At 61.0% G+C, this 12,413-nt stretch carries 11 protein-coding genes and 1 pseudogene; 8 read left to right on the forward strand and 4 right to left on the reverse strand.

From position 1 onward, the window contains the following. Positions 1 to 238 precede the first annotated feature (238 nt). From dnaA to gyrB, 3 genes are all read left to right on the forward strand, one after another. Positions 239 to 1,660, forward strand: a complete 1,422-nt coding sequence (gene dnaA / locus CAP2UW1_RS00010; protein WP_012806833.1) for a chromosomal replication initiator protein DnaA — start codon at positions 239 to 241, stop codon at positions 1,658 to 1,660. A 208-nt stretch (positions 1,661 to 1,868) separates the two neighbouring features. Beyond that, entirely contained in the window at positions 1,869 to 2,999 is a 1,131-nt protein-coding gene (gene dnaN / locus CAP2UW1_RS00015; RefSeq protein ID WP_012806834.1) for a DNA polymerase III subunit beta, read from the forward strand. 62 nt (positions 3,000 to 3,061) lie between these two features. Continuing rightward, positions 3,062 to 5,530, forward strand: a complete 2,469-nt coding sequence (gene gyrB / locus CAP2UW1_RS00020) for a DNA topoisomerase (ATP-hydrolyzing) subunit B (protein WP_012806835.1) — start codon at positions 3,062 to 3,064, stop codon at positions 5,528 to 5,530. Positions 5,531 to 5,542: 12 nt separating this feature from the next. Here the strand turns inward: gyrB and pyrF are convergent, their stop codons facing one another. Beyond that, a complete protein-coding gene (gene pyrF / locus CAP2UW1_RS00025; RefSeq protein ID WP_012806836.1) occupies positions 5,543 to 6,364 on the reverse strand; it encodes an orotidine-5'-phosphate decarboxylase in 822 nt (273 codons plus the stop codon). Between the two features lie 99 nt (positions 6,365 to 6,463). Between pyrF and CAP2UW1_RS00030 the strand changes: the two genes are divergently transcribed. Further along, a complete protein-coding gene (locus CAP2UW1_RS00030; protein WP_199931531.1) occupies positions 6,464 to 7,168 on the forward strand; it encodes a BUD32 family EKC/KEOPS complex subunit in 705 nt (234 codons plus the stop codon). Between the two features lie 32 nt (positions 7,169 to 7,200). Here CAP2UW1_RS00030 and CAP2UW1_RS25140 read toward each other — a convergent pair. Both CAP2UW1_RS25140 and queC read right to left on the reverse strand, forming a co-directional pair. Further along, positions 7,201 to 7,329, reverse strand: a pseudogene (locus tag CAP2UW1_RS25140) (IS3 family transposase); the annotation flags it as partial. A 23-nt stretch (positions 7,330 to 7,352) separates the two neighbouring features. After that, positions 7,353 to 8,054: a 7-cyano-7-deazaguanine synthase QueC gene (queC, locus tag CAP2UW1_RS00035; protein WP_012806838.1), complete on the reverse strand. Its 702-nt coding sequence runs from the start codon at positions 8,052 to 8,054 to the stop codon at positions 7,353 to 7,355. A 254-nt stretch (positions 8,055 to 8,308) separates the two neighbouring features. Here queC and CAP2UW1_RS00040 point away from each other — a divergent pair, with 254 nt between their 5' ends. From CAP2UW1_RS00040 to CAP2UW1_RS00055, 4 genes are read left to right on the forward strand one after another with little or no spacing between them, the layout of a single operon-like run. Further along, complete coding sequence (locus CAP2UW1_RS00040; protein WP_012806839.1) at positions 8,309 to 9,679, forward strand: ATP-binding protein; 1,371 nt, start codon at positions 8,309 to 8,311, stop codon at positions 9,677 to 9,679. Between the two features lie 5 nt (positions 9,680 to 9,684). Next, entirely contained in the window at positions 9,685 to 10,251 is a 567-nt protein-coding gene (locus CAP2UW1_RS00045; protein ID WP_012806840.1) for a response regulator transcription factor, read from the forward strand. A 2-nt stretch (positions 10,252 to 10,253) separates the two neighbouring features. Next, the gene (locus CAP2UW1_RS00050) at positions 10,254 to 10,658 is read left to right on the forward strand and encodes an RNA-binding S4 domain-containing protein (RefSeq protein WP_012806841.1); all 405 of its coding nucleotides are present in this window, start codon (positions 10,254 to 10,256) and stop codon (positions 10,656 to 10,658) included. A gap of 7 nt (positions 10,659 to 10,665) precedes the next feature. After that, positions 10,666 to 11,022, forward strand: coding sequence for a DUF2784 domain-containing protein (locus tag CAP2UW1_RS00055; protein ID WP_012806842.1), 357 nt, complete (start codon positions 10,666 to 10,668; stop codon positions 11,020 to 11,022). 56 nt (positions 11,023 to 11,078) lie between these two features. Here CAP2UW1_RS00055 and CAP2UW1_RS00060 read toward each other — a convergent pair whose 3' ends face one another. Continuing rightward, entirely contained in the window at positions 11,079 to 12,407 is a 1,329-nt protein-coding gene (locus tag CAP2UW1_RS00060; RefSeq protein ID WP_012806843.1) for a hemolysin family protein, read from the reverse strand. Positions 12,408 to 12,413 lie beyond the last annotated feature (6 nt).

The raw sequence follows: 12,413 nt of genomic DNA on the forward strand, positions 1-12,413 counted from the left end.
ATTTTTGCTGCCGCTGTGGATAACTTTCCGCCGACGGGTTAGAATTCGCTCTTGAAACGCTCGCAACAAGGCACTGGCTTGCCTTTGGACCGGCGATGGCTCTTCCTTTCCAACGCGTCGCTCATTGCGCTGGAGTCGTCGAGACAATGTTTTATGCCGTTGATTTTAATAAAAATTTTACTCTGGCTAGCGAGCCGTTGCGAGTACGCCACTTCAGGATTGCATCCCATGACCCGTGATGAGTAGTTTCTGGTCCTCGTGTCTGAGCCAGTTCGAACAGGAACTTCCCCCTCAGCAGTTCAATACCTGGATCCGGCCCCTTCGTCTCGAAGGCGAGGAGGATTTTGCGCGTGGCTTGCGCCTGCTGGCGCCAAACGGTTTCATCCTCAAATGGGTGAAGGAACGCTATCTGGCGCGGATTGAAGAGTTGGGGAGCGAGTACTTTGCAGCGCCCGTCGGTATCACGTTGACGCTGGGTGGGCGCGCCGCACCGCCAAAGGACCTTGCTCCGGATTCACCGAGCAAGGACAGCCCATCCGGGGATGGGAAAACGGCGGCCAAGGTGAATGCGGTTAACCGGCACACGTCCTTGCTGAAGAATGGCTCGCTGGTGGACCGCGACAGACCGAGTTACGAGAAGACGCGGCTGATTCCCACATTCACTTTCGAAAACCTTATCGTGGGAAAGGCCAACGACCTGGCCCGCGCCGCTTCCCGACAGGTGGCGATCAGCCCTGGCGAAGCGACCTATAACCCGTTGTTCATCTACGGTGGGGCAGGTCTCGGCAAGACGCACCTGATCCATGCCATCGGCAATCACATCCTCGAGTGTTTCCCCGACAGGATCGTGCGGTATGTGCACGCCGAGGACTACTACTCCGATGTGGTCCGCGCCTATCAGCAGAAGTCCTTTGACGTCTTCAAGCGCTACTATCGCTCGCTCGATGTGCTACTCCTCGACGATGTGCATTTCTTCAATGGCAAGAACCGAACACAGGAAGAGTTTTTTTTCGTTTTCAATGCCTTGAGCGAAGCCAAGAAACAACTGGTGATAAGTTCCGATACCTATCCGAAGAACATATCCGGGCTTGAGGATCGTCTGGTCACCCGCTTCGACTGGGGGCTGACGGTGCAGATCGAACCTCCGGAAACCGAAATGCGGGTGGCGATCCTCAAGAAGAAGGCGGAACTCGAAGGCGTGCTTCTCGACGACGAGGTGGCTTTCTATGTGGCCAAGCATCTACGTTCGAACGTTCGCGAGCTGGAAGGCGCTCTCAAGAAGGTTCTCGCGTACTCGGCTTTTCATGGCCGAGAGATTGCTCTGGACCTGGCCAAAGAGGCACTCAAGGACGTAATTGGCTCCGTGAATCGGCAGATCACCGTGGACAACATCCAGAAGACGGTAGCAGATTACTTCAAGATCAAGGTTGCCGACCTGTTCTCCAAGAAGCGAACACGGGTCATCGTTCGACCCCGGCAAATCGCCATGTGGCTGACCAAGAATCTGACCTCGCAGAGCTATCCGTCGATCGGTGAGGCGTTTGGCGGGCGTGACCATACCACCGTGCTGCACGCAGTACGAACCATCGACGATCTGCGTGCCAAGGACAACGAGCTGAACCACGACGTGCATGTTCTGCTACAGGTACTGAAGGGCTGAACAGCGTGTAGAAGTCCGTGGGAAAGGGCTGGACAACTGGTGGAGAAGGTCGGCAGAAGGGTGTTGTGGACAAGTTGTCAGTTTCTATCCACAGCGCCATACCGCTCTTGTACAGACCGAACATTGAATGTAATTCATTGAAGTGTAAAGAGAAATTGCCAATATCAACAGATTTGTCCCGACAATTGTCTTTATAGGATCTATAGATATGCTTCTTATCAAAACACGGCGTGACACTCTGCTGGGACCCCTGCAAGCAGTTTCGGGAATCGTCGAGAGGCGTCACACACTGCCGATTCTTTCCAATGTGCTGCTCGAGAAGAGAGGGGACGTACTGACGCTTCTCGCGACGGACATCGAGATTCAGATTACAACCTGGAGCACGGGAGCTGTCGGTGAGGGCGATGGGGCGGTGACGGTGGGCGCGCGGAAGCTGCAGGAAATCCTTCGTTCCTTGCCGGAGAGTGCCGATGTCAGCCTTATTCTCGACGATAAACGACTGCAGCTGACGGCAGGCAAGAGTCGTTTCAGCCTGCAGACGCTGCCGGCTGACGACTTTCCCTGCATGGCACTGTCCGAAGGAGAGACCAAGAAGTTCACGGTGTCGCAGAAGCAGTTCCGCCACCTGCTTGCGCAGACGCAGTATTCGATGGCCGCTCAGGACGTGCGCTACTATCTCAATGGGCTGTTGCTGATCGTTGACGGAAGCGAACTACGGGCGGTTGCAACTGACGGCCACCGGCTTGCCTATTCAAGCATGCCTCTCGATGACGCAGCGCAAGCTCCACGCGAGCCGGGCGCGGCCCGCCAGGAACTGATTGTCCCTCGCAAGACGGTCCTCGAACTCAGTCGATTGCTCACCGACACCGACGAGCCGCTGTCGATTGAAATGCTGGCGACTCAGATTCGCTTCCAGTTCGGGCATGTCAGTCTGGTATCCAAGCTGATCGACGGGCGGTTTCCCGATTACGAGAGGGTGATTCCGGCAACCCTCAGAAATGTTGTGTCTGTCAGTCGCGGCCTGCTGTTGCAGTCGATGATCCGCGCCGCGATTCTGACCAACGAGAAGTTTCGCGGCGTTCGCCTGATCCTTTCGGCAGGCAGCCTGAAGATCATGGCGGCGAATGCCGAGCAGGAAGAAGCGCAGGAGGAGATCGAAGTCGAGTACAACGGTGAACCGCTCGACGTCGGCTTCAACGTTGCCTATCTGCTGGATGTCCTGAACAACACGGTGGACGACACTATCGAGTGGGGATTCAACGACGCGAATTCAAGCGCCCTGCTGACGATCCCCGGCAATGACCGATTCAAGTATGTGGTCATGCCGATGCGCATCTAGAAGTGACTTGGGGTGGCGCGTCGGCGACACGGATTCAACAGGAAATACACACTGGATTGACAATGATTGAAGAGAACGAAGAGTCCGCCTACGACGAGTCGAGCATTCAGCAACTCGAGGGTCTGGAGGCGGTTCGCAAGCGTCCTGGAATGTACATCGGCGACACGTCGGACGGCACGGGCTTGCACCACATGGTTTTCGAAGTCGTCGATAATGCCATCGACGAAGCCCTGGCCGGCCACTGTGACGAGATAGTCATCACCATTCACGCCGACAATTCGATCTCCGTGACCGACAACGGTCGTGGCATACCGACTGGCATCAAGTTCGACGACAAGCACGAACCACGGCGATCTGCCGCCGAGATAGTGATGTGCGTGCTGCACGCCGGCGGCAAGTTCAATCAAAATTCGTACAAGGTGTCGGGTGGTCTGCATGGTGTTGGCGTGTCGTGCGTCAACGCGCTGTCCAGGTGGTTGCGCCTGATCATTCGCCGCGAAGGCAAGAAGTACTTGCTGGAGTTCAACAGAGGCACCGTCGTAGACCGCTTGCTCGAAGTGCAGAAGGGTGTCGAGGTCTCGCCGCTGCGGGTCGTCGCAGCAACCGAGAAGCGTGGGACGGAGCTGCACTTCATGGCCGACGAGGAAATATTTGGCCAGATCGAGTTCCACTACGAGATCATCGCCAAGCGCCTGCGCGAACTCTCGTTCCTGAACAATGGAGTCAAGATCCGCCTCAACGACCAGCGCACCGGCAAGGAGGAGGATTTCGCCTTCCTCGGGGGTGTCAGAGGTTTTGTCGAGTACATAAACCGAACCAAGTCGGTTCTTCACCCGAATATCTTTTATGCCAGCGGCGACTCGGCGGGGGGTAATGGGGTGATCAGCGTCGAAGTGGCGATGCAGTGGAACGACAGCTATGCCGAGCAGGTGCTGTGCTTCACGAACAACATTCCGCAAGCCGACGGTGGAACTCACATGACCGGCCTGCGTGCGGCGATGACGCGGGTAATCAACCGCTACATCGAAGAAAACGAAATCGCCAAGAAGGCGAAAGTCGATATTACTGGTGATGATATGCGCGAAGGTCTGGCCTGCGTGCTGTCAGTGAAGATGCCGGACCCGAAGTTTGCTTCGCAGACCAAGATGAAGCTGGTCTCGTCGGAGGCCCGTCCGGCGGTTGAAGAGGTCGTCGCGGCGAAACTCAGCGAGTATCTTCAGGAGCGTCCAGTCGATGCCAAGGTAATTACCGGCAAGATCATCGAAGCGGCGCGTGCCCGGGATGCAGCGCGCAAGGCGAGAGAGATGACGCGTCGGAAGGGTCTGCTCGACGGTGTCGGGCTGCCCGGCAAGCTTGCCGATTGCCAGGAAAAGGATCCGGCGCTTTGCGAACTCTATCTGGTCGAGGGTGACTCGGCGGGCGGCTCGGCGAAGCAGGGTCGGGACCGCAAGTTTCAGGCAATTCTACCGCTCAAGGGCAAGATTCTGAATGTCGAGAAAGCACGTTTCGACAAGCTGATTTCCTCGCAGGAGATCGCAACGCTGATCACCGCGCTGGGGACCGGCATCGGCAAGGATGAATACAAGCCGGAGAAGCTGCGCTACCACCGACTGATCATCATGACCGATGCCGATGTCGATGGTGCGCACATACGTACCCTGCTGCTGACTTTCTTCTATCGCCAGATGCCGGAGTTGGTCGAAAGCGGTCACATCTATATCGCTCAGCCACCGCTCTACAAGGTCAAGCACGGAAAGACCGAGCGCTACATCAAGGACGATCAGGCGCTCAAGCAGTTCCTCTTGACGCTGGCCCTCGAGGGTGCAGTGCTGATTCCCGTTGCGGGTGCGCCGGAGATCTCCGGGTCGACGCTGGAACAACTGGCTCGCCAGTACCTCCTGGCCGAGGCGGTGATCAATCGCCTCTCGCACCTGATCAATCCGGAAGTTCTGCATGCGCTGATCGACGCCAATCTGGCGATTGACCTGGCCGATGAAGCGTCGGCGATGGCAAGCGCCGACGCCTTGATGAAAGCGGTGGGCAGCAAGCTCGACATCAATATCGTGGCGCGCTTCGATACCGCACAGGAGCGCTGGCAGCTGAGGCTTGAGAAGATACTGCATGGAAATCTCAAGCTGGGGGTTATTGATGACGATCTTCTGGTCAGCGGCGACTATGCTCAACTCCGCAAGACGGCGGAGATGCTGGCGGGTCTGTTTGGTCCGGGCGGTGTCGTCGTGCGTGCCGAGAAGAAACAGGCGGTCAGCAGCTTCGCCGAAACGATGCAGTGGTTGCTCAGCGAAGTGGAGCGCAGCGTCAGCAAGCAGCGCTACAAGGGTCTCGGCGAGATGAACCCGGAGCAACTCTGGGAGACCACGATGGACCCAAAGGTGCGGCGTCTTCTGAAGGTACAAATCGAAGACGCGATCGGTGCCGACGAGATCTTTACGACCCTGATGGGTGAGCTGGTCGAGCCGCGCCGCAATTTCATCGAAACCAACGCCCTGGCCGCCCGCAACATCGACGTCTGACGCGGCACCCTGTCAGACGAGTGGTCGATATCGGTTGATGTCCGCTCGTGTCGCGAGGGCGACACGGCGTGCAGCGTCTGCGTAGTCCTCGCCACTACCGGCGTAGAGGATGGCGCGCGAAGAATTGATCATCAGGCCGTAGCCGGCGGACGTGCATCCGGCGCGCACGGTGCTTTCGATGTCGCCACCCTGGGCGCCGATACCCGGTACGAGCAGCGGCATCTCGCCGGTCAAGCCGCGAACACGAGCGATTTCATTGGGATAGGTGGCACCAACGACCAAAGCGCATTGGCCGTTCTGGTTCCATTCCTCGTTAACCAGGCGAGCAACCCGTTCGTAAAGCTTCTCCCCACCGACATCGAGAAACTGTAGGTCATTGCCGCCCGGGTTCGATGTGCGGCAAAGCAGGATGATGCCCTTGTCTTGGTAAGCCAGATAGGGCTCGACAGAGTCGCGTCCGAGGTAGGGATTGACCGTGATCGCATCCGCCTTGAAACGTTCGAAAGCCTCGATGGCGTACTGTTCGGCCGTGCTGCCTATGTCACCACGCTTGGCATCGAGAATCACCGGTGTCGCTGGGTGCCGTTGGTGGATGTGATCGATCAGTGCTTCCAGTTGGTCCTCGGCGCGGTGCGCGGCGAAGTACGCGATCTGTGGCTTGAAGCAGCAGACAAGATCAGCGGTGGCATCGACGATGGTGCGGCAGAAGTCAAGAATGGCATTCGGCGATTGCTGCAGGTGAGCAGGGAAGCGCGCGGGGTCAGGATCAAGGCCCACGCAAAGAAGGCTGTTTCGACCACGCCAGGCGGCGCGCAGGGCATGTATGAAGTTCATCGACGGAAGTAGAAGAGGAGCGAAAAGGCAGCATTCTAAGAGCTATTTCGGTTACCGGTGTGGTTCGCGGCATGATGCCGCTCCGCTGCCCTGCTGCGGATGGCGCGAAGGCTGACACCAAGGCGGCTGCCGGGTTGTGCCGCCCAGTGCGGTGACAAGGTAAACTCGGTGCTTTCTCGACGGGGCGACAGCGTGAAAAAACTCGACAACGATGCCTTCGTGAACATGCGTTCCGGGGCGAGCGTACTTGAGGCCGACAGTTATGGCGACAAAGTGTTGCTGCTGGCTGACGGAACGATAGTCAAGTTGTTCAGGCGCAAGCGGTGGCTGTCATCCGCGGCATGGTATCCCTATGCAAAACGCTTTGCCGACAATGCGGCGTCTCTGCGTAGACTGGGCATCCGGGTTCCGGAGATCCTGGATCTATTCCGGATTCCATCGATCGAGCGCGATGCCGTTCGCTACCAACCGCTGCCCGGCAGGACGCTGCGCGAGATCCGGCGGGAAGCGCTCGATGCAGGCATCGAGCAAGAGCTCAAAGAGGCGTTCACTCGTTTCGTCGTCAGCCTACACGACAGCGGCGTGTATTTCCGTTCGTTGCATCTTGGCAACGTGGTGTACACGCCGGATCACGAGTTTGGTTTGATCGACATCTCCGATGCCAGGATCGTTGACCGACCGCTACGCAAGTACGAACGTGCTCGCAACCTCAAACGTCTGCAGGGCATAGAAGGCGAAAGCGAGTGGGTTGATCTAACGAGCGTGGTCGACGCGCATCGGAAGAGGCGCGAAGCCAGAGTGTAAAGTGGCCCCCGAAGTCAAGACAAGACTCGATTCAGATACACGTCCGCATGCTTGACGTTCCGCCAAAGCCGCTCGACGAGGATGTTGTCGAACACCCGTCCTCGTCCATCGATGCTGATGACTACACCTTTCCGGGGGCGAGCAAGCACGCCGCAAAAGGCCATGGCCACCGGTGGCCGGTTCGTCAACCAGCGTAGCGCGTGGGGTCCGCCATGCCGGCAGCGCTGAAGCCGGCGCGGCGCAATCGACACGAATCGCACACCCCGCAGGCTCGCCCATCCCGATCGGCCTGATAGCACGAAACGGTGAGGCCGTAATCCACGCCGAGGGTGATTCCGCGCTGGATGATCTCCGCCTTGCCCAGACCCATCAGCGGCGCATGGATCGTCAGGCTGGCGCCTTGCACCGCAGCCCGGGTAGCCAGGTTGGCCATTTTCTCGTAGGCCGCGATGTACTCGGGCCGACAGTCGGGATATCCCGAGTAGTCCACGGCGTTGACGCCGACAAAGATGTCGCGGCTGCCCAGCACCTCGGCCCAGGCCAGCGCCAGCGAGAGCATGACGGTGTTGCGCGCCGGCACGTAGGTGATCGGAATCCCCGAGTGCACACCATCAACGGGAACGGCGATCCGCTCGTCGGTCAATGCCGAGCCGCCGAAGACCTCCAGCGTCAGGCGCAGCTGACGATGCTCACGCGCGCCCAGCGCCTCGGCCAGCAGTGCCGCGGCCGCCAGTTCGGCGCGATGACGCTGGCCGTAATCGATCGACAGACAATGGCAGGCGAAACCGTCGGCGCGCGCGATGGCCAGCGTCGTGGCCGAGTCGAGCCCACCGGAAAGAAGCACGACGGCCGGTTTGCCGCCAGAGGAAGTAGGTTTGTTGTCCATCGGCTGGCGAATATACTGCTTTCCGGCAGATCTGGGTCGGCTTTGCGCACGCGGGGTGCCGAATCCCGCGCTTGCCGACCAGCGCCGACGCCACAAGTACGCACCCGCAGGGGCGCCAGCAACGCCGAGATTCGTGCCCTCGCGCGGCCTTTCGATCCCCCGCGGCGAGATGCGACAGATTGCCGCACGCGAACCAGCGCCGCGCCCAGGGCGTAGAATTCGCCCACGAGTGCCGCCCGGTACTGCATCGACAAATGCCTCCAGCCAATCACCGCCAGCCTCCGTTTTTTCTCACAGGCACAGCCAACCCGCTGGTGCGCCTGGTAATGCTGCGCCGGATCGAAGTGCTGATGCAGGCGATCGTGCTGGTTCTGGCGGTCACCTGGCTCGGTATCCCGCTCGAGGTAGTGCCGATGAGCGCGCTCATTGCGCTGCTTGCCGCGGTCAATCTGATCACCCAGTGGCGACTCGACAAGGGGGCACCGGTCAGCGAGAACGAAATCCTCCTCCACCTCGCATTCGACGCCGGGATCCTCGGCCTGCTGCTCTACTTCGCAGGCGGGTCGGCGAATCCCTTCGTCTCGCTGTTCCTGCTGCCGCCAACGCTTGCCGCCGCGATGCTGCCGGCCCGGCACGCCTGGGCGATGGCCGCAATCACCCTGGCTGCGTACACCTCGCTGATCTTCTGGAACCTGCCGCTGCCGTCACCGCGAGGCGATCTGGCAGAACTCGACGCCCTGCTCGCACGCGCCACCGCTGGCGGTGAACACGCGGGGCACAGCAACAGCTTTGCCCTGCACGTTCTCGGCATGTGGCTCAACTTCGTGATCAGCGTCGGCGTCGTCGTTTTCTTCCTGACCCGCATGGCCGCCGCCCTCAAGGACCGCGAGCGCCAACTGGCCGCGGCCCGCGAGGCCACCTTGCGCAACGAACAGATCCTCGCACTCGGCACGCTCGCGGCCGGAGCTGCCCACCAGTTGGGAACGCCGCTGGGGACGATGGCAATCGTCATCCGCGAGCTGCAACTGAGCCATGAGAACGACCCCGAGATCCGGGAAGACTTGACGCTGCTGCGCGAACAGGTCGATCGCTGCAAGCAGACGATTTCGCAGATCCTGGCCTCGACCGGGCAGAGCCGCGACGAGAGCTTGCGCTCGATGACGCTCGACGCCTACCTGCATCGCCTGCTCGACGAATGGCAGATCATCCGCCCGCACGCCCTGCTCAGCGTCGCGCTGCAAGGCACACAGCCGGCACCCCTGATCGCCGCCGACCGCACTCTCGAACAGGCCATCCTCAACCTGCTCGACAATGCCGCCGATGCCAACGGCGCCAGCCAGGAAGCACTCCGTTTCGCCGCCAACTGGGATGGCGAAACCTGCCGCATCGAAATTCTCGACTGCGGCCCGGGGCTCAACGTCGACGCCGCGGAGCGTCTTGGCGACATGTACTTCAGTACCAAGGCCATCACCCCGGAGCGGCCCGGCGGCATCGGTATCGGCCTGTTTCTTTCCAACGCGACCGTCGAGCGCTTCGGCGGCAAGGTCGAACTCTTCAACCGCACCGACCGGCGTGGGGGTGCCTGTACTCGCGTCACCCTGCCAATGTCCCGACTGAAAGCCTGAAGCCGATGCCTGAGCGAAACCTGAAACAGCCTGACGACGAACGTTCGACGCTACTGCTGGTCGATGACGACGACGCGTTCCGACGCGTCCTCGCGCGCGCTCTCGAGCGTCGCGGCTACGCGGTGAGCGTCGCCGCCAGTGTCGAAGCGGCGCTCGTGAAAGCCCAGGCGCAGGCTCCCGAATATGCGGTGGTCGACCTCAAGATGCCCGGGGAATCCGGTCTGCGGCTGATCGACAAGCTGATGGAACTCGACCCCAACACGCGCATCGTCATGCTGACGGGTTACGCGAGCATCGCCACGGCGATCGAGGCGATCAAGCTCGGTGCCGTCCATTACCTCGCCAAACCGTGCGACGCGGACGAAATCGTCGCGGCACTCAACAAGAGCAGCGAGGGCGACGCGGCGATGGCGGTTGCCGACTCACCGCTGTCCATCGACCGCCTCGAATGGGAACACATCCAGCGGATCCTGGGCGAGCACCAGGGGAATGTCTCGGCGACCGCCCGGGCCCTGAAAATGCACCGCCGGACGCTGCAGCGAAAACTCGGCAAACGGCCCAGCAGAGAGTGACGATGACGACTTCCGGGCACCCGGCCATTGAGTACATACGGATCGACAAATGGCTGTGGACGGCACGCTTCTACAAGACGCGCTCGCTGGCGGCACAGGCGATCGCCGCCGGCCACGTCAGGCTCGCTGGCCATCCCGTCAAGCCCGCGCGCGACCTGCGTTGCGGCGACAGCCTCGAGATCGCCATCGGCGACACCATCTGGAGCGTCGTCGTCCGCGGCCTCAATGAACAGCGGCGCCCGGCAGTCGAAGCGCAGCAACTTTACGAAGAGACGCGCGCCAGCAGCGAGCGGCGCGCCACGCAGCGGGAAACACGCTTGCTCGCGCCAGTGCCCGGCAGCGACCTGCGCGGCCGGCCGACCAAGAAGGCCAGACGGCAGATCCGCGGTTTCAACGAAGGGTTCTGAGGTCAGCATGGTCAACCGCCTCCTGGCCGACGGCATCGTCGTGCTGCACTTCCTGTTCATCGCGTTCGTCGTTCTTGGCGGCGTCCTGGCGCGGCGCTGGCCAAGGCTGGCATGGGTGCACCTGCCCGCCGCTTGCTGGGGCGCCGCCATAGAACTGAGTGGCTGGATCTGCCCGCTGACGCCGCTCGAGAACCGCTTCCGGCAGGCTGCTGGCGAGGCTGGTTATGCGGGCAGCTTCATCGACCACTATCTCTTGCCGATCCTTTACCCGGTCGGGCTGACGCGCGAGATCCAGTACGGCCTGGCGGCTGTGGTGATCGTCGTCAATGTGGCAGTGTACGGGTGTCTCCTTCGTCGCCGCTGACCGGTATGGTGGTCCCCGGGAAGTGGACGAGGGCGATGCAGACGTGCTGACCCGGATCAGCGGGCGGAAACGTGTGCCGACGCCGCTGTTTCCGAACCGTGTTCCCGTTTGGCGATGAGGACCTTGTCTACGCGATTGCCGTCCATGTCGACCACCTCGAAACGCCAGTCCGCCAACTCGAAGTGATCCGACGCCGACGGTATGCGTCCGAGGGCATACATGATGAAGCCGCCCAGGGTGTTGAACGCGTTCTCGTCCTCCCCGGGCCAGTCGCCACTGATCGTGAGAAACCCTTTGACGCGTTCAACCGGGACGCTGCCATCGACCAGCCACGAGCCATCCTCGCGGATGACGATATCCTGTTCCTCGGGCGTCTCCGAGGTCGGCAGGTCGCCGACTATCGCTGTCAGCACGTCGCTGAGTGTCACCAGGCCCTGTAGTTCGCCGTATTCGTCGACCATCAGCGCGCATTGTTGGCGAGCCCTGCGGAAGGTTTCCAGCAACTGCGTCGTCGTTACGCCGGCCGGCACGTAGAGAGCCGGTCGCACAAAGGGCTCGATCGACAGAGGCTCGCCGGCGAGAGCCCCCTTGAGAAGATCGCTGGTGCGCAGGACGCCGACGATCTGGTCGGGGCCGTCCCGACAGACGACGACACGTTTGTACGGGCTTTCGGCCAGGCGCTCGCGAATTTCCTCCTCACTCTCGTTCAGGTCGAGCAGGTAGATGTCCTTGCGGTGGGTCATGATCGCACTGATACGCTGCTCGTCCAGCCGCAGGACATTGGCGACGATGGCCTGCTCGCTGGCGTGGAACACTCCCGACTGGGCGCCCTGGCCCATCAGAACCTTGATCTCGTCGTCGGTTACCGAAGACTCCTGGGTGCGTCGCGCTCCCAGCAGGCGCAGGAACAGGTTCGACGACGACGACAACAGCCAGACCAGTGGGCGCGCGAGCCGAGCGAGCAGGTTCATCGGTGGCGCGATCACCGAGGCGACGCGCTCCGGTGACAACAGGCCGAGGCGTTTGGGTACCAGTTCGCCGACGACTACCGAGAAATAGGTCAACCCGGCGACGACCACCGTCAGGGAGATGCCTTCCGCGTGCGGCGCGAGGAGCGGCCATGCCGCCAGCCGTTCGGCCAGCGGTACCGCCAGCGCGGTTTCCCCGATGGCACCGTTGAGAATGCCTACCGTCGTGATGCCGACCTGGACGGTGGACAGGAAGATCGAAGGCTCGTGGCTAAGCGCCAACGCCGAGCGCGCCCCCCGGTTGCCGTCGTCAGCCAGCTTCTGCAGGCGCGATTGGCGCGAGGAAACGACGGCGATCTCCGACATGGCGAGAACGCCGTTGAGCAGGATCAGAAAGAGAAGTAAGACGATGTCCATGGAAGC

The organism is Candidatus Accumulibacter phosphatis (assembly GCF_000024165.1).
GTDB classification, from domain to species: Bacteria; Pseudomonadota; Gammaproteobacteria; order Burkholderiales; family Rhodocyclaceae; genus Accumulibacter; species Accumulibacter phosphatis.